Raw genomic sequence first — 25,084 nt, 5'->3', positions numbered from 1 at the left:
CCTACGGCACCACCGTGATGCCGATGCGCTGCATCAACAGCGCCACCTGCTGGACATCCAGCGTGGCGCCACGCAGGTTGGTGCTGCGCAGGTCCAGCTCGCCCAGATCGGAATTGGTCAGGTCGCAGTCGGTGAAGTTGGCGCTGTTCCAGTCGATTCCCTCGAACTGGCCACCGGACAGGTCCGAGCCGGCAAAGCTGGCGCCGCTGACGTTTGCACCGTCCCAGCGGTTCTCCCACAGTTCGCATTTCTCCAGCGTGACCCGCGAGAAATTGGCATAGCGCAGGTTCGACTTCTTGATGAAGGCGCTGCAGAACCAGCTGCGCGTGGTGATCTGGTTCATGAAGCTGGCGTTGCTGAAATCCGCACCCTGCGCGCGGCACTCGCTGATCTCCAGGCCCAGCGCCTTGATGAAGTTGAAGTGGCACATGCTGATGTCGCAGCTGCGGAAGCTGGCCTCCTTCAATGTGGCGCCATTGAAGCGGCAGCCGCTGCGGCTGTCGGCATCGTAGAAGCTGCAGTTGATGAACTCGGTGGCGGTCAGGTCGGCACCGGAAAAATCGCACTCATGGAACTGCTGGTCGACCACTTTCTGGCCGGTGTACTGGTCGCCGGCAATACGCAGGCGGTGATGGACAGCGGGGGTCATGCGATGGAATCCAATCGGGTTCGGTCATTGCGCCGCGTCAGCGGCCACGGGTCGCCAGCAGGCCATTGGCGCCGGCCCACTGGTTGATGTCATCGCGTCGGATGGCAGCGGCCATCAGGCCGGGGAACGCATCGGGCGTGCAGGCGAACGAGGGTACGCCCAACGCGGCCAGCTTGCCTGCCAGCTGCTGGTCGTAGGACGGCGTACCTTCATCGCTCAGCGCCAGCAGCACGATGAACTGCACGCCCGACTCCACCAGCTCGTGCGCACGCGCCAGCAGCTTGTCCTCCACTCCACCTTCGTAAAGATCGGAAATCAGCACGAGGATCGCGCCATGTGGTTCGCGGATAAGCCCCTGGCAATAGCTCACCGCGCGATGGATGTCGGTGCCGCCGCCGAGCTGCACGCCAAACAGCAGATCGACCGGGTCATCCAGCTGCTCGCTCATGTCCACCACTTCGGTGTCGAACACCACCAGCCGCGTGGACACTGCCGGCAGCGAGGCCATCACCGCACCGAAGATGCTCGAATACACCACCGAAGCCGCCATCGAGCCGCTCTGGTCGATGCACAGCAGCACCTCGCGCTGCGGCTTGCGCGCCTTGCGCCCATAACCCACCAGTTCCTGTGGCACCACCGTGCGCAGTTCCGGCTGCCAGTGCCGCAGGTTACTGCGGATGGTGCGGTGCCAATCGATCTCGGCCAGGCGCGGCCGGCGGTTGCGGCGGGCACGGTCCAATGCACCGGTCACCGCCGAACGCATGGGCTCTTCCAGCCGCCGCAGCAGGTCGTCGACCACCGCGCGCACCACCATGCGCGCGGTGTCCTTGGTCTCCGCCGGGATGACCTGGCCCAGGCCGATCAGGTTGGCCACCAGGTGCACGTCCGGCTGCACCTGCTCCAGCATTTCCTTCTCCAGCAGCATCTGGGTCAGGTTGAGCCGCTGCAGGGCATCGCGCTGCATCACCTGCACCACCGAGGAAGGGAAGTAGCGGCGGATGTCGCCCAGCCAGCGCGCCACGTTCGGCGCCGATCCACCGCGCCCGCCGCGCCGGTTGAGGCCGCCCTGGCCCTCCGGTTCGTATAGCGCGGAGAGCGCCTGGTCGATGCCCTGCAGGGGCTTGGGCAGTGCGCCGCAGCTGCCATCGGCCTGCTGGCCCAGGATCAGCCGCCAGCGCTGTTCGCGCGTGGTGGGCAGCTGGCCCACTGTGTCATTGGACAGGTCGTCTGGCGTGCTCATCCGGCAATCCCCAACAGTTCGCGCAGCATCGGCAGCGCGCGCTCGGCGCGTGCCAGGTTCCAGTCCGGGGCTTCGCTGGCCACCGCCTTCGTCACAGTGGCCCGCGCAACCCGGGTGCCCAGGTCGCGGCGGTCAGCCGCCTCGAACGCGGCAAAGGTGCGCCGCACCAGCGGCAGCACGCGCACCAGCTGGGTTTCATCCAGGCTCACCACCCAGTCATCGATCATCCGCCACACCGCATCGTCATGCAGCAGCACGGTGGCGTTGCGGTTGAGAAAGCCATCCAGCCACTGCGCGGCCTGCAGCGGCTCGGCACCCGGCGAGAGTTGCTGCTGCAACTGGGTGTGCACGGTGCCGGCGTCCAGCGCGCCAGTATCGAACAGCAGGCGCAGGCTGACACCACGCAGCAGCGCCGTGCTGGCCTGCGACAGCGCGACCCGGCGCAGCGCCTGCCGCCACGCATCGCGGCCGTCGGCATCGTCGCGCAGGCTGATCGCCCGCTCGGCAGCCAGCACGACCTCGCGGGCCGCTTCCGCGCGTGCTTCGTCCAGTCCGGTCAGCGCCAGCGACAGGCCGATCACCGCGCGTTCCAGCATGCTGTCAAACAGGTGCGCGACCTGCACGCCCTCGGTCTGCCGCACGTTGCCATAGCGATGGATGTTGGCCAGCGGCGGCAGCGCGCCAAGCAGGGCCAGCGGATCGGCATCGGTGGCCGCGCGCGCTTCCAGTTCGGCCGCAATGGCCTGCACGGCCTGCGGCAGATCGGCCAGCAGCACCTGGTCGACCAGCTCGGACAACGCCGGCAGGTCAGCCGCTGCGCGTGCCTGGCTGACCGCCAGGTTCGACGCCGCATCCACCAGCGTCTGTCCATGGCGGCTGGCTTCCACCAGCGCCACCAGGAAATGCGGCTGCCAGGCCAGCTGCCAGAGTTCGTGGAAGGTGCCACGTGCAGCGTGGCCGGAGCGCGCCAACCGGCCCCATTCAATGCCCAGCAGGCGCAGGCGGTGCAGCAGGTGGCTGCGGGCCAGATCGTTGTCCTTGCGCAGGTCCAGGTCGAGGGTCTTTTCCAGTGCCTCGGGCTTCAGCCGCAGGCGCTTCTGCTGCGCTTCCAGGTCACGCTGCAGCGGTACCACCGGCACGCCGTCAGGCACCTGGCCCAGCGCATTGCCAATCAGCAGCTGCTCGCGGATCAACTGCATCGGCGCATCGTCGCCATTGCAGATGATGCTGCGGCTGGCCTCGCCGATCTCCTCAAGGCCAGGCGCCGGGCGCCCGCGCAGGGCCGCCAGGGTATCGGCCAGGCGTGTCGCCTCGATCAGATGCGCGGACGAACAGTCCAGGCCGTGTTCGCGCAGCAGGCGGCCCACCCGCGCATACCAGCCCACCGCACGCTGGCCATGCACCCCGGCATTGCGCCACAGGTGGTCGTACCAGCCCGGTGCATCGACACCGGCGCCGTAGCCGCTGCCTGCGCTCAGGTGGCGGTAGGTCCACGGCACCCACGTGCTCTGCGTTTTGCGCCGGCTCTGGCCCTTCAGCAGGCGGTTGTCGGCAGCCGCACTGTTGGCGCGCAGCGCCGCCGGCTGCAGCGCCGGCACGTGCCACGCGCCGCAGACCACGGCCACGCGGCTGAAGTTCTTGCTTGCCGCGCGCAGTGCCGTGCGCATGTGCGCCTCGCGCATCGCTTCCTGCTCGCCGCGGCGGCCGGGATAATCCAGGGTGTGTTCGCGCAGCGCGGTCATCGCTTCGGCAATCGCCTCGAACAGCCCCTGGCCATCGCCGCGTTCCTCCACCATGTGGTTCCACCAGGCCTCGCCATCGGCGTGGCCGGCGACCCGTGCCAGCCAGTCCAGCGGATCGGCCGGGCGCTCCTCGGCGGCCTCTTCGGCGGCGGCCTCAGCAGCATCGTCTGCCTCGGCATCCTCGGCATCCTCGTCCTGCGGCGGCGCCGGCCGCGCCTGCTCCAGCCACTCCAGCGACAACGCCGGTGGCACGTCCATGAAGCGCACCTCGACCGCATTGCGCGCGGCCCATTGCAGGGCCTGCCATTCCGGCGAGTACAGCGCGTACGGATGGAACACCGCCAGCTGCGGGTCGTCCACGCTGTAGGACAGCAGGGCCACGGGGGGCTGCATGGCCGCATCCAGCACGTGCGGCAACAGGTCCTCGGTACCGGCCGGACCCTCGATCAGCACGCAGTCCGGCTGCAACGCGTCCAGCGCGGCCAGCAGGCTGCGCGCGCAGCCCGGGCCGTGGTGACGGATGCCGAACAGGGAAGTCCCTTCACTCATCGGCGCGGGCCTGCTCAGGCGTGTTCGCGGAAGGCGCGGTACAGATCCTTCCACTCACTGCGTTCCTTCACCACCGTCTCCAGGTATTCCTTCCACACCAGCGCGTCCTGCACCGGGTCCTTGACGATGGCGCCGATCATGCCAGCGGCCATGTCCGCCGGGCGCAGCACGCCATCGCCGAAGTGGCCGGCCAGCGCCATGCCATTGTTGATGACCGAGATGGCCTCGGCGGTGGACAGCGTAGCGGTCGGGCTCTTCAGCTTCGACTTGCCATCCTCGGTGACGCCGTTGCGCAGCTCGCGGAAGATACGCACCACGCGCGCCACTTCCTGCAGCGCCGGCGGCTCGGCCGGCAGGTCCAGCGCCGTACCCAGTTCACCCACGCGCTTGAGCACGATGGCCACTTCGTCTTCCTCGCTGGACGGCACCGGCAGGATGACCGTGTTGAAGCGGCGCTTGAGTGCGCTCGACAGCTCGTTGACGCCCTTGTCGCGGTTGTTGGCCGTGGCGATCACGCTGAAGCCGCGCACGGCCTGCACTTCGCTGCCCAGCTCGGGCACCGGCAGGGTCTTTTCCGAAAGCACGGTGATCAGCGCATCCTGCACGTCGGCAGGAATGCGGGTGAGTTCCTCGATGCGGGCGATCTTGCCCAGGCGCATCGCGTTCATCATCGGGCTGGGCACCAGGGCCTTTTCGCTGGGGCCGTTGGCCAGCAGCTGCGCATAGTTCCAGCCGTAGCGGATCTGCTCTTCGCTGGTGCCGGCGGTGCCCTGCACCAGCAGGGTCGAATCACCGCTGATGGCCGCAGTCATGTGCTCGGACACCCAGGATTTGGCCGTGCCCGGCACGCCGAACAGCAGCAGCGCGCGGTCGGTGGCGATGGTGGCCACGGCGATTTCCATCAGCCGGCGGTCACCGATGTACTTGGGGCTGACCACGAAGCCGTTGTCCAGCGTGCCACCCACCAGATAGGTGACGACCGCCCACGGCGACATCGTCCAGTTGGCCGGGCGCTGGCGGTTGTCCTGGCGGCGCAGCTCCTCCAGTTCCTCGGCGTATTGGTGTTCGGCGTGCTGGCGCAGGACGGCAGTGGTCATGGTGGCTCCGTGTGTAAGGGGTTCGATCAGAAGGGGGAATACAGGGCCTGGCGCAGGGCCAGCAGCGCACGCGCCTGTTGCGCGCAGTGCAGCATCGCGTCGGTGGCCGTGGCCGGCGGCTCGGCGATCTGCACGCCGGCCAGCGTGGACGGATGCAGCACCGCCAGCAGTTCCAGCAGGCGGTCGCGCAGCAGGTAGTCGTAGCGCAGGCGTTCATCGCCGAACAGTGCGCCCACGCTGGGGGCCAGCGCCTGCGAATAGGCCGCACTCAACGACTGCGCCGCGCCGGTGCTGTCCAGCACATCATCGAGCAGGCCCTGTGCGATCAGGTCCTGCAGCTTGGCCGGCCAGTACCGCTCGCGCTGCGCCGCAGGCAGCAACGCCAGCAGCTCGCTCTTGCGCGCATGGGTTTCCTTCAGCGCGACCAGCGCTTCCACCCACTCCGGTTCGCTGGCATCCACGCGCTCCAGCCACGCGCGCAGCAACGCCTGGTACCAGTCGCCCTCGCGCGCCCAGGCCACGACCTCGGCGGCCGGCTTTTCCAGCGTCCGGCACCACCAGGCCAGCGGCAGCTGGCGCGCCAGCTGGTACAGCCACCAGGCCCGCTCGCCCAGCACTTCGCCGTTGGGCCGCTTGCCGTCGATCGCCGCTTCGGCCCAGCCCGGGTCAAGCGTGGCCGGCGCCTCCAGCGTCCACGCCAGGCGACGCAGCAGGCCGCTGCGCGACTGCTGCAGCAACGCCGCCATCTGCGCCTGCAGGTATGCCGCGTGCGCCGAGTCGGGCAGTCGCGCCAGCATCGGCCCGGCCAGCGCGCGCACCTCGCGGCTGCGGTCCTTCAACAAGGCCTGCAACAGCGGCGCATCGTCCGCGCCCAGGCCCGCCTGCAGCGCGGCCACGAACGCGGCACGCTCGCGTGCGGGCAGTTCCTTCAGGCTGTCCTGCAACCGCGTACGCGCCGCCGCTACATCCTCCAGGCGCTGCTGCTGGAACACGGCCAGGCGTGCCTCGCTGCTGCCCTCTTTCCAGACCTGCTCGACCTCCTCCGCGCTGGCCTGCGCTTCCAGCGGTGCAGACGCATAGCGCCACTCCGGATTGCAGGCCGCCAGCCAGTAACCGCGCACCCCCAGCACCGCACGCAGCGCCTCGCGCAGCACGGCCAGGCGCGCGCCTGCCTCCAGCGCCTGTGGCAGCACCGCCACCGGCAGGTGCCGGCCGTGTGCGGCCAGCTGCGCGCAGGCCTGCAGCCGCAGCCGCTTGCCCCAAGGCGAGAACTGGCCGGGCTGGAACACCGTGGCCAGCAACGCAACCCACGGGTGGTCGGCCGCCAACTGCAGTGGGTCATCCGCCACTGGTGGCGGCACGCTCACCGCTGCGGCCGTGCGCACGGCGGCGCGCTCGCAGGCGGCGAGCACGCCCACTTGGCGGCTGTAGGCCAATGCCGGTTCGTCCGCATCGGCCACCGCCTGCAGCAGCACATCCAGCGCGCCACCCACGGCAATCACCTGCGGGCGGTCAATGCCCAGCAACGCCGGCTTCAACCAGGCCTGGTTCATGCGGCACTCCTTTCCCAGCGCTCGTCGCGCGCATTCCATGCCGACAGTGGCAACAGCACCTGGCCGTCCCACTCACCCATCACGCACACCGGATGACCACCGGCAAACGCCATCAACGCCCACGCCTGCAGGCCCGGCAGCTGCAGCGGCAGCGCGCCTTCGGCATGCTGCAGCCAGCACTGCGTGCCGTCATGGGCGATGTGGACGTCCTGCAGGCGCATCGGCACCTGCGGCAACCAGGGGTTGCGCGCGTACGCCTGCGAGGCCGCGTCGAAGGTATCGGTGCGGGGCGTGGTGGTTTCAGCGCGGGCCGCTTCGAATTCGCTCACCAAAGCGCGCAGCGGCACACTGCCGGCATGGAAATGCAGCCGCGCCGCATGCACGCTGCCAGTGCGCCATTGTTCCTGCCAGCCGCGACCGCCGTGGCTGAAATCCTGCACCAGCGCACTGCGCCCGCTGTCCAGCCCATGCAGCCAGACGCGGCGCTCGACCAGGTTGCCCGGCTGTTCCAGCAGCCATTGCCCCTGCACGTGCCAGCGGTCGTGCACCGCCTCGCCATCGCGCTGCACCGCCTCGCGGTCTACCGGCCAGCCCAGCGCGGCGCGCAGGTCGGCCAGTCGCGCCGGTTCGTACTGCGCACGGCGTGCCACGGCCTGGGTCAGCAGCTGCAGCAGCCCCAGCCGCGCGCCCAGTTCGCCCAGGCCAGCCAGGCCCGGTATGCCCTCGCCCAGCGCAGCCTCCAGCTGGCTGGCCAGCCCCGGCGCCTGCGCATCAATCATGCGCGCGACCATGGTCTGGCCCTGCGCGTGGAAATCGGCGGGCAGGTTGGCCAGGCCCTGGCGGAACTGATCGGCAATCCAGCGCTGCAGCTCGGCTGCACCGGCTTCGATGCGGCCCCAGCGCACCTGCTCGCGCTTGGCGGTAGCCGCAGCCTGCGCCTGCGGGTCCGGGGGCGGCGCAACAGCGGCCGCCTCCACGGCAGCCTCCTTGCGCGCGGCGCGGTCGCGGCGTCCGTTCAGCCATTCGTCCACCCACGCCGGTCGCGCCTGTGGCACGCAGCGCGGGTTGCCGGCGGCATACAACAGCAGCAGGGCCAGCCCGTGCTTGCAGGGAAATTTGCGGCTGGGGCAGGAACACCGGCTGACCAGCGCGGCCAGGTCCACCTGGGTCTGGTAGGGCTTGGAGCCGCTGCCCTGGCATTCGCCCCACAGCGCCTCGTCATCGGCACCCAGCAGGCCCCATTTGCCATCGATGGCCAGGCCGCCGCCGGCCTTGGCCGACGCCGCATCCGGCGCAAGCGCGAGTACCTGCTCGCGCGTGAGTCGTACTTCCATATGCGTACCCACTTCAGATCGACCCATCATAGCGAAGGCGGATGACAATGACTGTGGCAACGATCATCACGCACGGGCGTATCACCACGCGAGACCGGCCGCCATCATCCCCTTCGCTGGCGCGGCCGGCCGAATTTCATCCGCAGGCGACGGTAGCCGATCACCACGCCAGTCGCGCACAGCCCCGTACCCGCGACGCTCAGCAGCAACAGCACGCCCAGCCGCGTGTTCTCCTGCCGTAGCATGCCCGGCAGGTCCCAGCTGTGCAGGAAGTAGAACAGCCAGCGGCCGACGCGTTCGCGATGGCCCAGGATCAGCAACGGATCGCCGGTGGCCAGATCGATGTACACCCGCGTGGCGTGTTCATCGCCGAAGTCGGCCACCGCCACCGGGAAGCGCCGCACCGCCGCACCGTTCATCGCCTCAGGCGCGCGGGGATAGAACCAGGCATCCGGTGTATGCAGGATCGTGAATGCACGCAGCGGTGCGGTGCCCAAGACCGGTGCACGCTGCTGCAGCCACGCCACCGGCAGTTGCTTCGCAAGCTGCAGCTGCCCATCTACGCGCGAGACGATGCGCGTACCGCCCTGCCCGTCCAGCAGCACCGCAAACAGCTGGCCATCGATACGCCGCCACTGGATCTCCACCGGCGCAAACCCCGCCCGTGCCGCGGAGGCCAGCAACGCCTGCGGCTGGGCCAGCGCATCATCCAGCGCCACCACCGCACCGCGATAACGCTCGGCATTCGTCGCATCCGCCGGGCTGCTGAACACCTGCAGCGGATTCATCGACATCAGGCCGCTGAAAATCCAGGTGAACACGAAGGCCGCAGCACACAATCCGATCAGATGGTGCCAGCGCATCCACGACTCCACGTACGGCGTCTTCGCACCGGAACGATAGTGCCCACGGAAACGCCAGCGCCATACGCCCACCACGATGCCGCTGATCGCCGCCACCGTGCACAGTGCGGACAGCACGATCACCACCCACGTCCACACCGGGTCGACCGACTGCATGCGCAGGAAGTACAGCCAGTGCAGCCAGGCGCCCACATAGTTCCAGCGCTGCTGCACATGCGGAGCGTCCAGCACCACTTCACCGGTACGCGAGGACACATACAGGTCGCCCGGCTGCGCACCGCCCACCTCCACCCTATACAGCGGCCGATGCGCGTCCAGTGCACGCGAATGCGTCCAACGATCCTCATTCACGCGCATCGCACCCACGAAGGCCTGGCCGCCCGCGAACTGCGCAGCGGATGCTTCGGCGCGCTGTGCCGACACCGGCAGCAGCGCCTGGCCGGTCACGGCAGACCAGGCGCCCACGTTGCTGCCACTGCGCACCACATACGCCGGCTCGCCACGCAGCGTGGTCAATGCCACAGCCTCCGGCTCGGCCTGCACGGCGGCAGGCAGTACCGACAGCCCCTGCAGGTCGCGGGCCTCACCCAGCACCGGCAACGCCGCCAGCCGCTCGCCGGGCGTCAGCTTCGGGTAACCAATGAACAGCATCACCATGCCGCTGACGAACCACAGCAGCATCAGCAGGCATCCGCCGATGCCCAGCCAGCGATGCACCAGGTAGGTCCAGCGCTTGGCGGTGGAACGCATCGTCATCGCCAGCGCCCTCAGAAGCGATGGTCGACGGTGAATTCGACGCGCCGGTCCGCACCCAGCAACCACTGCGTACTGGTGTAGTACGCGGTGGCGTAGTACCCCTTGTCGAACACGTTGAACAATCGCGCGGACAGCCGCGTGTGCGGTGCCGCCTGCCAGGTCAGGGCGAGGTCGGTGGTGCTGTAACCGGGCAACTCCAGCGTGTTGGCATTATCGGCGTAGCGCTTGCCGACATAGCGAACGCCACCCGCCGCGCTCCAGTCCGGCGCGAACTGCCAGCTCAACCACATACTGGCCAGGCGCTCGGCCACGTTCGGCGGCACGTTGCCGTCGCGCGACACCAACACCGCCGGCGAACCCGTGGTTTCCAGGAAGTCCTCGAATTCGGCCTTCAGCACCGTCGCGTTGGCATCGAGCGACCAGCGCGGCGCGAAGTTCCAGTTCAACGACGCTTCAATACCGCGCGAGGTCTGCGCGCCCACCTGCACCCGGCGATCCGGCACCAGCGGATCGCGGCTGAGCAGCCCGGTCTTGCGGATGCGATACGCCGCCAGCGTCCACTCGCCACCGTCGAAGGCCTGCTTCAGGCCAACCTCGATCTGCCGGCCCTTGGCCAGGTCAAAGGCGCCGTTGGCCGGGCTGATCATCAGCAGGCCACTGACCGGGTCCGCCGCCTGCGAATACTGCGCATACAGGCTCAGCGTCGGCTGCAGCGCGAGTACCGTACCCGCACGCCAGCCTGTGCTGCTGTAGGTCTTCGAGAACGCATTCTGGCCACTGATCAGATCGGTGCGATCGATGCGCGCGCGGTCGTGGCGCAGGCCACCCAGCACCGACCAGCGCTCGCTCAGCGCCAGCCGGTCTTCCACGAACAGCGCGTACTGCTCGGCACGGTTGCGGTAGCGCGGCAGGTTCGGCGCGTCGCTGGCGAACTGGCCCGGGACAGGATCGAACGGATCGACCGGGCCCGAGCTGCCGGCATAGGTGTTGTTGGTGTGCTTGAAGTGCGCGCGGTTGGCATCCAGGCCCACCGCGAAGCTGTTCGCCCAACCGCCCACATTGCCCAGCACGCGCAGCGTCGAGGTCAGTCCGGTCTGGTCCTGGTTGTGGGTGATCTCGGTATTGCCCGAGCGATCAATCAGGCCGGTAGCGCGGTTGTAGACATAGGCCTCGGCATTGCGCCAATCACGCTGGCTGTCGATCTGGTAGACGCGGGTTCGCCATTCCACGTTCGCGTTCGGTGTCCACAGCGCGTCGAGCTGGGTCCAGCGGTCGCGGAAGCGGATCTCGCTGTCGTCCACGTTGTAGTTGCGGTGGCGCAGCGCCTCCAGCTGGCGGCCCTCGACCAGCGGCGTGCCGAAGTAGCGCATCGGTTGCTGGTAGCCCTGCGCATGGGTGAGCATCAGCTGCAGGTCCGCACGTGGCTGCCACAGCAACGCACCGGAGAATGTCGCGTCGCTGTTGCGTCCACGATCAACCCAGCCACCGCTGTAGTTGCCGCTCACATCAACCCGATAGGCCAGCTCAGGCGTCAGCGCGCCACCACTGCCGAAGCCCAGCCGCGCGGTGTCCTCGCTGCCCACGGTCATGCTGATCTGGTTCTCGATGGCGCCGCGCGTGGGCTTCTTCGGCACGATGTTGATCACGCCGCCGATCGCCCCGTCGCCATGGATCACCGAGGCCGGGCCGCGCAGCACTTCGATGCGCTCGATCGACCAGGTATCGAACGGGAACGTGATGCCCACGCCGCCGTACTGGCGCAGCCCATCGTACAGCCGCATCACCGAGGCACCGTCGGTGAAGCCGCGGCTGGACAGCGCACTCAGGCCATTGCCCGGATGCGGCATGGCACTGATCGCACCCGCCCGGCTGATCGCATCGTTGAGGTTGCTGTCGCCGCGTTGCTCCAGCTGCTCGCGCGAAATCACCGTCAGGCTGGCCGGTGTCTGCAGCACGCTCAGGCCCAACGCAGAGCCCGCGCTGGCGGTGGACGACAGTTCACCGCTGCGGGTATCGACCACCCGCACGGTATCCAGCGTGGTCGGTGGAGCCGCGTCAGCGGCAAGTACGGGGGCGGTGTGCAGGAGCAACGCGCACAGGACAGGCAGCGTCGCCCGGCGCAGGCGCGCGGAGTTGGGGTTCGTTTTCATTTTTTCACGGCATGCAAGGCCACCCCGCAATGGCAGGGCAGCAATCAGAAAGGGACAGACACGCGCGTGCGGGCACCGGCCGTGGCCGGCAACCTCATGGAAGAACGTTCAATGCAGCGCGCGTGCGGCTCAGGCGGCCATCAAGGCCGGCGGCCCACGCGCTCCCAACGTGCCGCTGATCCGTTGCGGCAACGTCTGCACCGCACCGCGCAGCGCGCGGCACACCGGTGCCATCGGCGCCAACAGCAGCACGGCCGCCACCAGCAGGGTGATCAGCCGTGCAGCGATCAGGCAGTAATCGCAGTCCACACCCATCTCATGATCGGCATGTGGATCGGCGGGCGGCTTCTTCGTGGCCCCGCCGTGCGGCATGGCCATTGCGTGATGGTCGTGGTGCCCTTCCATCGCGTGCAGCGCGTGCTCTGCGTGCATTGCGTGGTCCATGGCCGCCACCGGCGCAGCGGCAGCCACGTGGCCATGCGCCAGCCAGCGGCTCACCAGCGGGGCGAGCAGCACCAGCAGCATGGCAAGCCATGCCAGGGCCTGGAACCGGCGGTGGAGAACAGAATGGCGCACGCCGCCATTCTACGGGGCCATAGCCAACCTTGGACCCCGTTCAGGGTTTGGCCCCTGCGACACGGTGACGCAGTCCCTGTTGGCTGCGACGTGTGAACGCGCCGCGTGACGCTCCCGGGCTCCCCGTGCTTGCAGGCCCCGTATCGCGAACGTTAGGGTTCAGAGGCCACGGCAAGGAGCCAGAGGAACCTGCATGACCATCCCCATCAAGCCCCGCCTGCGCATCGGCCTGCTTGGTCTGTCCGGGCTGCTGCTTGTCGCCTGCGCCGACAACGGGCCGCCCCCACCGCCAGAGCCGCTGGAACTCTCACAGCCCATCGCCGTGGACGCGCCCGGCCAGCAGGTGCAGTTCGAGTTCGAAACCACGGCGCGCAATTTTGCCAGCTACCGCACTTATGCGGTGGAACTGGAGCTGCAGCGGCGAAGTCCAGCTACAACGGGCACGCCCGATATAGCAAGTATCAACATCCCATTCGAAGTATCCCTGCAGCGTCGGGAAGGCACTACCTGGCAGGAGATTGCAACACAGGACAGCTATCAGGCACGCGCGCGCAACGGTGTTGAGCCGCTCCCCTCGTGGCACCACTCTGAGAGCTGGCGCTATGCCTCGCTCGCATCAGGCAGCGACGGCAGCTACCTCCTGAACGTGACAGCGCTGCCGCTGGAGCTCGACAGCAGATACCGGCTGCAGATTCAAACGGTCCATGCCATATCAGGACTGCAAGACTATTCGGCAAGGCTAGTCGTGCACGCCTCGCGTCCTGCAGGGAAGTGACACCATTCATTCGAAGGAACGAAGGAGTTTCCATGAACAAGCCCCGCTACAGCCTGGACATTGTCATTGCCGCACCCGGCACCCCACTGCTCGATCCCGATTCGGGAAAGCAGCAGCTGACGCCCGATGGCACTCCTGATACTTCCGGGCCTGGCCACATGTTCTATGTTCTGCACGCTCCAGGTAAAGCGGCGCAGAGTTTCGGCTTCGCACCCGTCGAGCATGGCAGCATGAATGGTCCCGGGCGCATCGTCAGAGACGACGTGAAAGTCTATAAGGACCCCGCCCATGTCCGTACCATCGAAATCACCGAAGCCCAGTACAACAAGCTCAAGGCGTTCGGCGACGATCCAGTGGCGCACGGCTTCAGCAAGCACTACGCCGACGTGCGCCACAACTGCGTGGACTTCACCTGGGACGCATTGAATCATGCCGGCATCCAGCGCAAGCACAGCCTGGACGTGAACAGCATCGGCGGCCCCGTCGGCCAGTTGCTGCCCGATGTCCGCATTCCGCTGGGCATCCAGTCACAGGGCAAGGACGGTTACCGCCCCCTGCGCAACATCCATGGCGTGGACAGCATTGAACCGCCCTTCCCCAACAGCGAACTCAACCGCACCATCACCCATCCCCTGCCCGAGCGCAGCTTGAAGCAGCGACTGCTCAGCGAAACCGATGGCATTGATGGCCCCTTGGGCGAGCGTCTGGCTGCGGACGCGCGCGCACCGGGGCACAGCCTTCATGCCTTGGACCAGAAAGTGCGTACCGCACTCGCCCAGGCCAGCGAACAGCAGGGACTGCCCCCCGGACAGGAGCATGAACGCCTGGCCGGCCATCTGACCCACGCGGCAGTGCAGGCCGGCTTCAGCGAAAAGGACACGCTGCAGGTGGCATTCAGTTCAAACAGCACCGCCGAGGCACCCGGCTACGTATTCCTGCATCGCAGCGGCGACACCGCCTCGCCGGACCCTGCCGCCAATCGCCAGCGCCTGTCCCTGCTCGATACGCAGCAGGGCGACGCGGATACGCTGTATCAGCAGGCCAACGTGCAGCAGCAATCCCGCGACGCAAGCCGGCTGGCGCAGGACGAGCAACAGGCACAACAGCAGGCGTCGCCGCGCATGGCCTGACCCAGCCGCATCAGGCGCAGACACCGTTCCCGCATCAACTCACGTACTGCGCCACGCCATTGCCAAACGACCAGTTCTCCTTCTTCACCTCCACCAGGTTGATGAACACATCCTCGCGGCGGATACCCACCGCCGCATGCAGGCCATCGGCAATGCCCAGGTACAACGCCTTCTTCTGCTCCAGCGTGCGCCCTTCGTTCCAGGTGATCTGGATGCAGATGAAGTCGTCGGTGCGATCCACGCCCAGGTAGCCGGGGTCGTGGATCAGCGTGCCGGGCGCGTGTTCCTGGAAGATCTGGAAGCGATCATTTTCCGGCACCCCCACCGCGCGCATGGCCTGGTAGATGGTTTCGCCGACGCGTTGCAGGTAGTCGGCGGATTTACCTTTGCGAAGATCGATGCGGGCGAGCGGCATGGTGGCACTCCAGAGTGGATGGGCACGGCAACGGGCTGAGACTACGCCTGCCCGGGGCGGCGGGACAGCGCAGGGATGGAACCCTCTGGCTCCATGCGTGGCATGGTCCCGCCTCGCCGCGCAGGGTGACGCGATTGCCGTGGCGGCGCCGCTCTGGAGTCGTCTCGTGCACGGTCGGCAGGGGCGGCGATGTGCGCCATCAGTGATGGGCCGCACTACTCGCAGGTGTCCGACGGCACACATCGGAAAACGTCTGGCCTGCCTAGGGCCAGTTGAGAACTTTCCTTACAGACTGATGTGATGGCCCGGCTTGAAGATCGCCGCGCCGAGGCAAGACGCCTTGGCCGGGATTGGCGTCTCGAATAAACGAACAGGCTTCAAGGACTGCGAGAGAAATCGCAGTTGAGAGAATGCACCGACTGCCCTCAATGGCGGGCGGTGCGTGGGGATCGCAAGATCCGCCAGGCGTTCTTCTCCCTTGAAGCTTGTTTGCCTTGGCACGCCAACCCGCACCGTCCGCCACCTTCACTCCAGAAGGTGGCCCTACGCCAGTGAGGGTTTCGCCATGACCAACCGAACCGCCATCCATCCCCGCCTGCACGCGCTTATCGGCGACGTCGCAGCCGACGTGCCCGAAGACCTTGCGCGTGAGATCGAATGCGCTCTAGCGGAGCGACTGCTGCCGCCTTCGCGCCCAACGTTCCTTTCCTGCCTCGATGCCATCCGCGCCGGTGATGACCAAGCCGGGCGCGCATGTACCCCGCAGACACTCAGCGCCACAGGCTTCGGCTCGCTCGACCGCTCGCTGGCCGCTTTGAATGCCGTACTGGATCTACTGCATGCCGCCGAACGTGCGCGCCTGGATGGCGATCCGCAGGATCAACTCGGTGACTTCCATCGGGACGGATTGATCGTTGCCGCACGCCAGATCGCGCGCGCTGCACAGGATGGGCTAGGCCATGCCATGGGATTCGCGGCAGGAAGACCTGGCTGATGCACGCGCAGCAAAGATGGCCCATTGCTGGAGGCCCTTTTTGTTCTGCAACATGGTAGGTGGCACAGGGATGGACGCGGCTCTTCTACCCAGCGAAGGCGGCCATTGCGGTATATGATCCACTCGGATCGGTGCACGAACGCCACGGTCATACTGCCTAGTCAAGTCATCTTGGACAGCGCTTTCGGGGAAAGAAAGGATGCATACATTCAAAAGGAACGCGGGCGATGAATCCGCCTGCGCATCAAGGGTTGGAGTTCGTCTCCGAACACTGGTTGCAGCAAGTACTTGGCTACACATTGCGCTGCCAATTGGGCTTGGCCTGCCTCCATCCGCGAACGCTGCAGGTCCGGAGACGGTTACCTACATTCATACCGACGCCCTTGGCTCCCTTGTTGCTGAGAGCGACGCCAACGGCAACGTGATAAAGCGTTATGACTACGAGCCCTATGGGACCCTGGTAGGAGGACAGGTCACCGACGGACCCGGATACACAGGGCATGTGAGCGACTCGACTACGGGCTTGAGCTACATGCAACAGCGATACATGGATCCGGAGCTGGGAGTCTTCCTCTCAGTGGACCCGGTCTCAGCGTATGACCAGCCTGTAGGCCAGTTCAATCGCTATCGGTATGCCAACGGGAATCCGTACAAATTCACTGATCCAGATGGGCGAAATCCAGCCCTGCCATTCATCTATGGCGCGATAGCGGGGGGCCTGTCCAATATTGCCATCCAGAAGCTGATGAATCCGGATAAACCAATCGATCAGACGCAGGCATTGATAGCAGCAGGGGTGGGTTCGGTCTCAGGCGGCGTGGGCGGTATCGCTGTCGCAGCCGTGGAGTCTGGAGTGATTTCTGTCGGCCGAGCCGTTGCCATTCAAGCAGCGGCGAATTTCGTCACTGGCGGCGCCGGTGCCGCCGCAGAGAGCGCCCTCAAGGGAGAGCCGATTTCCGCTGGTGGAGTGCTCACGGCAGCGACCGGAGGCGCTGTTGGTGGTCTGGCAGGTTCCGGTGTTGCAGCTGCAGCAGGCGACTTCGCGGGACCAGCCGCCAAAGGCGCTCTGAATAGGCTGAGCAGCTCCGCATCTCCCGGCGCCCCGAACATCGCCTCCACCACCGCATCAACAGGAGTCGCAATTCCTCGTCAGTCGATCACACAAGCGGGAGCATCACAGCTAGGGCAGAGCACCGCCGGAGCCGCCGTAGATGCGGCACAAAAGACGATGGAGAAGAAGAAGTGAATCCAGTACTACGTGGCTTTCTCGCATACCAAGCCGGGGGCATTCTCGTTCTTGGCGCCCTCTACTTCATTGCGATTCAATCAGGAAATCCGCATCCCTTTCGCGCATCATTCAGATTGTGGGCGGCGTATGCAGTTTTCTTTGCTGCCATATCTGCATTTGAGCTAGTAAAGCGACGACGGTATCGCAATCGGCGATGATCGGCCTCTGAAGTCGGGCTGCGCTCAACAATCGAATGAGAATCGAAAAGCGCTGAACCTAAAATCGGTCATCCAGACGTCCTCGAACTTCGACCATCGACTTGCAAGGACACGGATAGTGGAGTTCACGAAGGGTTTCGAGTACGAAAGCGTACAGTTGATAGTGGAGCGGGTAATCGAACGCAGAGACCTGCTTGACTATGTACGCACAAGCCTTTTCGCTAGGGAAAAAGTCAAAGCGGGCCAGGGTAAGCTAGTAGAGTCCCATATCCATCTGACGGCGAGTCACCGGTTACTTGGAGCCGACACGACCTCCATGCACTTACTCTGCGCATACGAAAAAGCCGGCTGAAAGCCGGCTTCTTCATAACACCTGAAAAGTCAGGTCTACTATTTGGTGGGCGGTACAGGGATCGAACCTGTGACCCTTGCCGTGTGAAGGCAATGCTCTACCGCTGAGCTAACCGCCCGGTGTGTTGCTGAGCCGCTCATTATAGGGGCTTTTCAGAGGCCGTCAACAGTTTTTCACAGTCGTGTTCACGGGCATTTCGGGGCACGCAGCCGGGCATGACCCGACGCTACCGGAATCACATCGTATGGGTCGGTTTGTCCGAACCGGTCAGCCCGGCCAGCAGGGTCTCGATCTTGTGGCGCACGCCCTCGCCTTCGGCACCGTCGGCCAGCTGCACGCCGATGCCGGCGGTGCGGTTGCCCTGCGCGCCGGCCGGGGTCACCCAGATCACCTTGCCGGCCACCGGCAGGCGCTCGCTGGAATCGGGCAGCGTCAGCAGCAGGAACACCTCGTCGCCCAGGAAGTAGCGCTTGGGCGTGGGCACGAAGATGCCGCCATTCTTCACGAACGGCATGTACGCGCTGTACAGCGCGGCTTTGTCCTTCACAGCCAGGGACAGGATGCCCTGGCGGGCGTTGCTGGCACTCATCGATTTCCCCTTGCGGCAGGCCGCTCGTTCACCTTGTTCCAGGCCAGCAGCAACTCGACCACCGCAAGGTCTGCACGCACCGTGGTGCGCAGCAGGTCGCGGGTGCGGTTGGCCGCATCGAACCAGGCTGCAAGCTTGTGCAATCGCTCCGGCGTGGTCAAGGCATCGGTGCTGGCCTGGGCCAGCGCCAGGTCGGCAGCGAAGCGCAGGCGCAGCGCCGCGTTGTCATCACCACACCACTTCTGCACCAGCTCCACCGCGCCGGTCTTGCCGGCGGCCAGCTGTTCCAGATCTCGACCGACTTCGCGGCGCAGGCTCAGGCCGTCTTCGCGCAGCCAGTTGTCGGCCTGGCCGGGATGGCCGCGGGCGGCCTCCAGCGCTTCGCGCGCCGATGCTTCACTGTGGCCCAGCTGCTGCAGCCAGGCCAGTGCTTCGTGCTGCGGCGGCAGCTTGAATTCCAGTCGCTGGCAACGGCTGCGGATGGTCTGCGGCAGGCGTGCCGGGTCGCTGCTGATCAGCCAAAGGTAGCGGCCGGGCTGCGGCTCTTCCAGGGTCTTCAGCAGCGCATTGGCCGCCGAGCGGTTGATCGCATCGGCCGGATCGACGATCACCACCTGCGCCACGCCGTACTGCGGGGTCAGCGCCAGCTTGTCGGTGATCTCGCGCACCTGCTCGATGACGATCTCGGTACGCAGCTTGTCGCCGCTCTTGTTCGGAATGAAGCTGACCAGCTGCAGGTCCGGATGGGTGCTGGCGGCGATCAGCTGGCGCGTACGCGTGGCGTGCGTTGCATCACCCTGCGCCAGCACGTGGTCGGCCAGCGCCAGCGCTACCTCGCGCTTGCCCAGCCCGGCCGGGCCGCAGATCAGCAGGCCATGACCGAGGCGACCCGCATCGAGCGCGGCCACGGTCTGGTCGAACGCACGCTGCTGCCACGGCGAAAACGTGCTCATGCGCCCTCCCCGTCCTGCAGCCAACGCTCGACATGTGCGACCACATCGGCGGCCACGCGTTCCTGCACCTGGCCGGCGTCGATCAGCGCGAAGCGCTGCGGGTCCTGCTGTGCGCGGCTGCGGAACACGGCGCGCACGCGCTGGAAGAAATCGTCCTGCTCGCTCTCGATGCGGTCCGGCCACAGGTCGCGACCGTTGGCGCGCGCGCGGCCGACGGCCACGTCCACGTCCAGCAGCAGGGTCAGCCCTGGCAGCAGGCCGACCGCGCGGCGCTCCAGGTCGGCAATCCACTGCGGGTCAAGCCCGCGGCCACCGCCCTGGTAGGCGTAGCTGGAATCGGTGAAGCGGTCGCTCAGCACATAGGCACCGCGCTGCAGCGCCGGCCGGATCACCTGGTGCACATGCTGCGCGCGCGCGGCGAATACCAGCAGCAGCTCGGCTTCGGCGCTGAGCGGTTCGGCGGCGATCTCGGCATCGGGCTTCAGCAGCAGGCCGCGGATGCGCTCGGCCAGCGGCGTACCGCCCGGCTCGCGGGTCAGTACCACCTCGTGGCCGTGGCGGCGCAGGCAGTCACGGATGGCATTGATGGCGGTGGTCTTGCCTGCGCCCTCGCCGCCTTCCAGGCTGACGAAACGCGGGTGGCGAAGCAGCGCGGGACTCATTGCGCCGGGGTCTCCTGGGTACGTTGCTGGCGCAGCTGCTGCAGGTAGCGGGCTACGGCGGCGTTGTGCTGGTCCAGGCTGGGCGAGAACACGTGCGCGCCGCTGCCGTCGCCCACGGCGACGAAGTACAGCGCATCACCGGCGGCCGGCTGCGCCGCGGCCATCAGCGCGTCGCGACTGGGCATGGCGATCGGGGTCGGGGTCAGGCCCGCACGGGTATAGGTGTTGTACGGCGTATCGGTGGTCAGGTCGCGGCGGCGGATGTTGCCGTCATACGCGGCACCGATGCCGTAGATCACGGTCGGGTCGGTCTGCAGGCGCATGCCGATCTTCAGGCGGCGCATGAACACGCCGGCGATCTGCGGGCGCTCGCTGGCCAGCGCGGTTTCCTTCTCGATGATCGACGCCAGCGTCAGCAGTTCGTAGGGCGTGTTGATCGGCAGGTCCGGCGCGCGGCTTTCCCAGGCTTCGTCCAGCGCCTTTTCCATTGCGGCGTGGGCGCGCTTGAGCACGTCCAGATCACTGTCGCCGCGCTGGTAAACGTAGGTCTCCGGCAGGAAGCGGCCTTCCGGGTGCTGGCCACCGAAGCCAAGGCGCTGCATCAACGCGGCGTCATCCAGGTTGTCGGTGGTGTGCAGCAGCGGCTCGGCGCGCTTGAGTGCGGCACGCAGCTGGCGGATGTTCCAGCCCTCGACAATGGTGACGCGGTGCTGCAGCACCTTGCCGGCGCGCATGCGCAGCAGCAGCTCGCGCGGGGTCAGCTCGCCACCGAGCGCGTACTCGCCCACCTTCAGCTTGCCGGCCGCATCAAGCTGCCGCGCCAACAGCTGCCACTGGGTGTCCTGGCCCTCGTCCACGCCGGCGTCGCGCAGCTTGCGCAGCACGCTGTTCATGCCATCGCCGCTGGCGATGACCACGCTCTCGGCGGTCGGGGTGATCGGGGCATCGGCGAACCGGGTCTGCTGGTAGAAGAACCACGCGCCCGCGCCGGCCACGACGGCGGCCAGCACCACCACCAGCGTTACCACGAACAGACACCCGCGCTTGGCTCCCGCCATGGACTACCTCTGAACTCGATTCCGTCGTGCAGGATACCGTGCCGGTGGATTGGGGTCATGACCGGGGTGGCGCCTGCGTGCCGGCCAACGGTCGATCAGTAGATCCACGCCATGCGTGGATGAACGCCCGGCGGCATGACTGCGGGGGTCAGAGCCCTCGCGCGGTGCGCAAGGGATCCGACCCCGACCGGATCAGCCCTGCTGGCCGAGCGCGCGCAGCAGGCCGCGGGCCTTGGCGCGGGTCTCGTCCAGTTCCTTGTCCGGGTCCGAATCGACCACGATGCCGGCGCCTGTGCGGAAGCTGACCTGGTGGCCATCCACTTCGGCGGTGCGGATCAGGATGTTCAGGTCCAGGTCGCCATCGCGGTTCAGCCAGCCGAACGCGCCGGTGTAGGCGCCGCGCGGCACCTGCTCCAGCTCGCTGATGATCTGCATGCAGCGCACCTTGGGGCAGCCGGTGATGGTGCCGCCCGGGAAGGTCGCGGCGATCACCTCGCCCGGGGTCACATCGGGGCGCAGGTGGCCGCTGACGTTGCTGACGATGTGGTGCACATGCGCGTAGCTCTCCACCGTCATCAGCTCATCGACCACCACGGTGCCGGGCAGGCAGATGCGGCCCAGGTCGTTGCGCTCCAGGTCGATCAGCATCACGTGCTCGGCACGCTCCTTGGGGTGGCCGACCAGCTCCTGGATGCGCGCGGCATCATCGTCCCCCTCGAAGCGCGGACGCGTGCCGGCAATCGGACGGGTCTGCGCGTGGCCGGCATGCACCGACACCAGCCGCTCCGGCGAGGAACTGACCACATGGCGGCCGTGCGCGCTGAACAGGCCGGCGAACGGTGCCGGGTTGGCGCGGCGCAGCTGCGCGTACAGCGCCTGCGGGCTGACCGGCGCGGCAAACTGCGCGCTCCAGCGCCGCGACAGGTTCACCTGGAACACATCGCCGGCACGCAGGTACTCGATTACCCGGCGCACACCGTCGGTGAAACGTTGCGGCGCATCCTCGCCCACCGCCTGCGGCGGCTGCCAGCCCTGCCCGGCCTCGGGCAGCGCGGCCGAGGCCAGTGCCACCAGCGCATCCAGCAACGCCTGCTCGCCGGCCTCGGCGATGACGAAGCTGGCGCCGTTGTGATGGTCATGCAGCACCGCGGCCGGGCAGCGCAGCGCCAGCGCGGTCGGGCGGCCGTCCTCGCGCGCACGCGCCGGCAGCACCGGTTCGATCTGGCTGGCCACTTCGTAATCGAGCATCAACGCCCAGCCGCCGCGGAACGGCAGGCTGTGGCTGCCGTCATGCGGCAGGCGTTCGCGCTGCCAGGCACGGTCCAGCACCTGCAGGAAGCTGCCGGCGTGCACCGCGTCGTGCTGGTCGCGCACCTGGCCATCGGCATCCAGCCGCAGGCAGTCGCCCTGCGTGGCCAGCAGCAGGCTCCAGCGGCCCTGGGCGGTGCCCGAAGCAGTGGATTCCATCAGCAGCGGGAAGCGCGCCGGGTCATGCTGCTGCAGGGCCAGCAGATCGATCGGGTGCGGCAGCGGGTGGATCAGCGGTGCGTGGGTCATGGCGGCCAGTTCGGGGGTTCAGATGCACGGAAGCCGCCTTGCGGCGGCTCCGTAGAACGCGGCGTCGAGCATGGCCCGACGCTACAACTCGGTCAGACGCGCTTGAAGATCAGCGTGCCGTTGGTGCCGCCGAAGCCGAAGCCATTGGACATCACCACGTCCACCTTGGCCTGGCGCGCTTCGTTGGGCACGTAGTCCAGGTCGCAGCCTTCGCCCGGCTGCTGCAGGTTGATGGTCGGCGGGATGACGTTGTCCTGCAGTGCCATCACCGAGAAGATCGCTTCCACGCCGCCGGCAGCACCCAGCAGGTGGCCGGTCATCGACTTGGTGGAGCTGACCATCATCTTGTAGGCGTGGTCGCCGAAAGCGGTCTTCATCGCCATGGTCTCGCCCAGGTCGCCCAGCGGCGTGGAGGTACCGTGCGCGTTGAGGTAGCCCACCTGTTCCGGGCTCACGCCCGCGTCCTTCATGGCCATGGCCATGCAGCGCGCGGCGCCTTCGCCGTTCTCGCTCGGTGCGGTCATGTGGTACGCGTCGGAGCTGGCGCCGAAGCCGGCCAGTTCGCAGTAGATCTTCGCGCCACGTGCCTTGGCGTGCTCGTACTCTTCCAGGATCAGGATGCCGGCGCCGTCGCCCAGCACGAAGCCGTCACGGTCCTTGTCCCATGGGCGGGAGGCCTGTTCCGGGGCGTCGTTGCGGGTACTCATGGCCTTCATCGCGCAGAAGCCACCCAGTGCGGTCGGCGACGAGCCACGTTCGGCACCGCCAACCACCATCACGTCGGCGTCGCCGTACTGGATCATGCGCATCGCGGTACCGATCGAATGGTTCGAGGTCGCGCAGGCCGACACCGCCGAGAACGACGGGCCCTTCAGGCCGGTGATGATGCTCAGCTGGCCCGGCAGCATGTTGATGATGGTCTTGGGCACGTAGAAGGGCGAGATCTTCTTGCCCTCGTGGAACTCGATGGTCTGCTCTTCGATGCCGAGCAGGCCGCCGATGCCGGCGCCGACGATGGCGCCGATGCGCTCGGCATTGGCGTCGGTGACCTCCAGGCCCGAGTCGTGCAGGGCCATGAACGAGGCACCGAGGCCGTAATGGATGAACGGGTCCATCTTCTTGGCATCCTTGCCGCTGACCCGGAATTTGCCGAACAGTTCATTGTCGGCGGTGATGTCGAATCCCTTGACCTCACCTGCAATCTTGGTGGTGAACCGATCCAGATAGGCATCCGCAACGTTGGTCAGCGGACCGATGCCCGAACGACCGTGGGTGATGCCTTCCCAGCTGCTGGCCAGATCATTGCCCAACGGCGAGACGATACCCAGGCCGGTTACGACGACGCGACGCTTCATTGCTGATTCTCCTGACCCGGCTGATTTCAACGGGCAACTCGGTTTGCTTCGGTGTGATGCTCAAACACACGGGGCCGCAACTGCGGCCCCATGGGGTGCGGTGCGCGGCGAGCGTGGGCCCGCGCGCGCACTGCCGTCTGACATCAGGCCTTGACGTGGGCCTTGATGTAGTCGATGGCGGCCTGCACGGTGCTGATCTTCTCGGCTTCTTCGTCCGGGATCTCGCACTCGAATTCTTCTTCCAGGGCCATCACCAGCTCGACGGTGTCCAGCGAGTCAGCGCCCAGGTCATCGACGAACGATGCGCTGTTGGTGACTTCTTCTTCCTTGACGCCAAGCTGTTCGACGACGATTTTCTTGACGCGTTCTTCGATGGTGCTCATGGGATCTCGCTCCAGATGGAGTTGTGGTTCAAAAGTGGTCGCCATCAAAGGCGATGGCCGTGGGATAGTGTAGTGGAAACCGGCGCGGCCTTGCATTGCAGCAAAAACCTCCGCAGATCAACCACTTGCGGCGCAATCCCTGCGCCCCTTGCTTACGGCATGTACATGCCGCCGTTCACATGGAGGGTTTCGCCGGTGATGTAACCGGCAGCCGGGCTGGCCAGGAAGGCCACCGCATGGGCGATGTCTTCCGGCGACCCCAGGCGTTCGAGGGCGATGTCGTTGATCAGCGCGGTGCGCGCTTCTTCCGGCAACGCCTTGGTCATGTCGGTGTCGATGAAGCCGGGTGCGACAACATTGACGGTGACGCCGCGCGAACCGATTTCCTTGGCCAGCGACTTGCTGAAGCCGATGATGCCCGCCTTGGCCGCGGCGTAGTTGGCCTGGCCGGCATTGCCGGTCACGCCCACCACCGATGCGATGTTGATGATGCGGCCCTTGCGCGCCTTCATCATGCCGCGCATCACCGCCTTGCTGGTGCGGAACACGCTGGTCAGGTTGGTGTCGATGATCGACGCCCAGTCCTCGTCCTTCATGCGCATGAGCAGGTTGTCGCGGGTGATGCCGGCATTGTTGACCAGGATCGAGATCGGGCCGAATTCCTTGGCGATGCCATCGAGCACGCTGTCCAGCGCGGCGGCATCGGTGACGTTCAGCGCGCGGCCGTGACCACCGTGGGCGGCCAGGCGTTCGCCGATCGCGGCAGCGCCGGATTCGGTGGTGGCGGTACCGATGACGGTGGCGCCTTGGGCGGCCAGCAGATCGGCGATGGCGGCACCGATGCCACGGCTGGCGCCGGTGACCAGTGCGATTTCACCCTGCAGGGGCTTGCTCATGATGTTTTCC

At 66.8% G+C, this 25,084-nt stretch carries 22 protein-coding genes and 1 tRNA gene; 4 read left to right on the top strand and 19 right to left on the bottom strand.

Annotated elements, in window-relative coordinates; translation table 11 throughout:
- Position 1: 1 nt before the first annotated feature.
- The 9 genes from smqnr to AC5JLE_RS19925 all read right to left on the bottom strand — a co-directional run bounded on the left by smqnr (position 2) and on the right by AC5JLE_RS19925 (position 12,458).
- Complete coding sequence (gene smqnr / locus AC5JLE_RS19965) at positions 2 to 649, bottom strand: SmQnr family pentapeptide repeat protein (RefSeq protein WP_100449558.1); 648 nt, start codon at positions 647 to 649, stop codon at positions 2 to 4.
- A 37-nt stretch (positions 650 to 686) separates the two neighbouring features.
- Positions 687 to 1,889, bottom strand: a complete 1,203-nt coding sequence (locus AC5JLE_RS19960; RefSeq protein WP_049405055.1) for a vWA domain-containing protein — start codon at positions 1,887 to 1,889, stop codon at positions 687 to 689.
- Entirely contained in the window at positions 1,886 to 4,180 is a 2,295-nt protein-coding gene (locus tag AC5JLE_RS19955) for a DUF5682 family protein (protein ID WP_049419215.1), read from the bottom strand. Before AC5JLE_RS19955 ends, AC5JLE_RS19960 begins: the two co-directional genes overlap by 4 nt.
- Positions 4,181 to 4,194: 14 nt before the next feature.
- Entirely contained in the window at positions 4,195 to 5,277 is a 1,083-nt protein-coding gene (locus tag AC5JLE_RS19950) for an ATP-binding protein (protein WP_049405058.1), read from the bottom strand.
- Between the two features lie 26 nt (positions 5,278 to 5,303).
- Positions 5,304 to 6,830 carry a DUF5691 domain-containing protein gene (locus AC5JLE_RS19945; RefSeq protein WP_049405060.1) on the bottom strand — a complete coding sequence of 509 codons (1,527 nt, stop codon included), beginning with the start codon at positions 6,828 to 6,830 and terminating at the stop codon, positions 5,304 to 5,306.
- Positions 6,827 to 8,164: an SWIM zinc finger family protein gene (locus tag AC5JLE_RS19940; RefSeq protein ID WP_049405062.1), complete on the bottom strand. Its 1,338-nt coding sequence runs from the start codon at positions 8,162 to 8,164 to the stop codon at positions 6,827 to 6,829. Before AC5JLE_RS19940 ends, AC5JLE_RS19945 begins: the two co-directional genes overlap by 4 nt.
- Positions 8,165 to 8,268: 104 nt before the next feature.
- A complete protein-coding gene (locus tag AC5JLE_RS19935) occupies positions 8,269 to 9,783 on the bottom strand; it encodes a PepSY domain-containing protein (RefSeq protein WP_241884069.1) in 1,515 nt (504 codons plus the stop codon).
- Between the two features lie 11 nt (positions 9,784 to 9,794).
- Positions 9,795 to 11,933, bottom strand: coding sequence for a TonB-dependent receptor (locus AC5JLE_RS19930; protein WP_262216570.1), 2,139 nt, complete (start codon positions 11,931 to 11,933; stop codon positions 9,795 to 9,797).
- A 129-nt stretch (positions 11,934 to 12,062) separates the two neighbouring features.
- On the bottom strand, positions 12,063 to 12,458 hold the full coding sequence (locus AC5JLE_RS19925; protein ID WP_134966205.1) for a DUF2946 family protein: 396 nt from the start codon (positions 12,456 to 12,458) through the stop codon (positions 12,063 to 12,065).
- 244 nt (positions 12,459 to 12,702) lie between these two features.
- Between AC5JLE_RS19925 and AC5JLE_RS19920 the strand changes: the two genes are divergently transcribed.
- Both AC5JLE_RS19920 and AC5JLE_RS19915 read left to right on the top strand, forming a co-directional pair.
- Positions 12,703 to 13,284 carry a hypothetical protein gene (locus AC5JLE_RS19920; RefSeq protein WP_049404899.1) on the top strand — a complete coding sequence of 194 codons (582 nt, stop codon included), beginning with the start codon at positions 12,703 to 12,705 and terminating at the stop codon, positions 13,282 to 13,284.
- Between the two features lie 32 nt (positions 13,285 to 13,316).
- Positions 13,317 to 14,414, top strand: coding sequence for an XVIPCD domain-containing protein (locus tag AC5JLE_RS19915; protein ID WP_496065572.1), 1,098 nt, complete (start codon positions 13,317 to 13,319; stop codon positions 14,412 to 14,414).
- Positions 14,415 to 14,448: 34 nt separating this feature from the next.
- On the opposite strand, the gene AC5JLE_RS19910 is transcribed toward AC5JLE_RS19915, so the two are convergent.
- Positions 14,449 to 14,829, bottom strand: a complete 381-nt coding sequence (locus tag AC5JLE_RS19910; protein ID WP_496065571.1) for a tautomerase family protein — start codon at positions 14,827 to 14,829, stop codon at positions 14,449 to 14,451.
- A gap of 565 nt (positions 14,830 to 15,394) precedes the next feature.
- Between AC5JLE_RS19910 and AC5JLE_RS19905 the strand changes: the two genes are divergently transcribed.
- A complete protein-coding gene (locus AC5JLE_RS19905) occupies positions 15,395 to 15,823 on the top strand; it encodes a hypothetical protein (protein ID WP_014646194.1) in 429 nt (142 codons plus the stop codon).
- A 199-nt stretch (positions 15,824 to 16,022) separates the two neighbouring features.
- Complete coding sequence (locus AC5JLE_RS19900; protein ID WP_080281850.1) at positions 16,023 to 17,069, top strand: RHS repeat-associated core domain-containing protein; 1,047 nt, start codon at positions 16,023 to 16,025, stop codon at positions 17,067 to 17,069.
- Between the two features lie 595 nt (positions 17,070 to 17,664).
- On the opposite strand, the gene AC5JLE_RS19895 is transcribed toward AC5JLE_RS19900, so the two are convergent.
- The 9 genes from AC5JLE_RS19895 to fabG all read right to left on the bottom strand — a co-directional run bounded on the left by AC5JLE_RS19895 (position 17,665) and on the right by fabG (position 25,074).
- Positions 17,665 to 17,739, bottom strand: a tRNA-Val gene (locus tag AC5JLE_RS19895).
- 117 nt (positions 17,740 to 17,856) lie between these two features.
- Positions 17,857 to 18,210, bottom strand: coding sequence for a PilZ domain-containing protein (locus AC5JLE_RS19890; protein ID WP_005412452.1), 354 nt, complete (start codon positions 18,208 to 18,210; stop codon positions 17,857 to 17,859).
- Positions 18,207 to 19,163: a DNA polymerase III subunit delta' gene (locus AC5JLE_RS19885; protein ID WP_496065570.1), complete on the bottom strand. Its 957-nt coding sequence runs from the start codon at positions 19,161 to 19,163 to the stop codon at positions 18,207 to 18,209. Before AC5JLE_RS19885 ends, AC5JLE_RS19890 begins: the two co-directional genes overlap by 4 nt.
- Positions 19,160 to 19,825: a dTMP kinase gene (gene tmk, locus AC5JLE_RS19880; RefSeq protein ID WP_496065569.1), complete on the bottom strand. Its 666-nt coding sequence runs from the start codon at positions 19,823 to 19,825 to the stop codon at positions 19,160 to 19,162. The genes AC5JLE_RS19885 and tmk overlap by 4 nt, the downstream gene beginning before the upstream one ends.
- A complete protein-coding gene (gene mltG, locus AC5JLE_RS19875; protein ID WP_014646191.1) occupies positions 19,822 to 20,883 on the bottom strand; it encodes an endolytic transglycosylase MltG in 1,062 nt (353 codons plus the stop codon). Before mltG ends, tmk begins: the two co-directional genes overlap by 4 nt.
- 192 nt (positions 20,884 to 21,075) lie before the next feature.
- Positions 21,076 to 22,440, bottom strand: a complete 1,365-nt coding sequence (locus AC5JLE_RS19870; protein ID WP_164166523.1) for an aminodeoxychorismate synthase component I — start codon at positions 22,438 to 22,440, stop codon at positions 21,076 to 21,078.
- A 92-nt stretch (positions 22,441 to 22,532) separates the two neighbouring features.
- A complete protein-coding gene (gene fabF, locus AC5JLE_RS19865; protein ID WP_496065568.1) occupies positions 22,533 to 23,795 on the bottom strand; it encodes a beta-ketoacyl-ACP synthase II in 1,263 nt (420 codons plus the stop codon).
- A gap of 143 nt (positions 23,796 to 23,938) precedes the next feature.
- Entirely contained in the window at positions 23,939 to 24,178 is a 240-nt protein-coding gene (gene acpP / locus AC5JLE_RS19860; protein WP_005415509.1) for an acyl carrier protein, read from the bottom strand.
- A gap of 152 nt (positions 24,179 to 24,330) precedes the next feature.
- Positions 24,331 to 25,074 carry a 3-oxoacyl-ACP reductase FabG gene (gene fabG, locus AC5JLE_RS19855; protein WP_005408312.1) on the bottom strand — a complete coding sequence of 248 codons (744 nt, stop codon included), beginning with the start codon at positions 25,072 to 25,074 and terminating at the stop codon, positions 24,331 to 24,333.
- Positions 25,075 to 25,084: the final 10 nt, after the last annotated feature.

The organism is Stenotrophomonas sp., from assembly GCF_059505245.1.
This window is presented reverse-complemented; position numbering and strand designations above follow the sequence as displayed.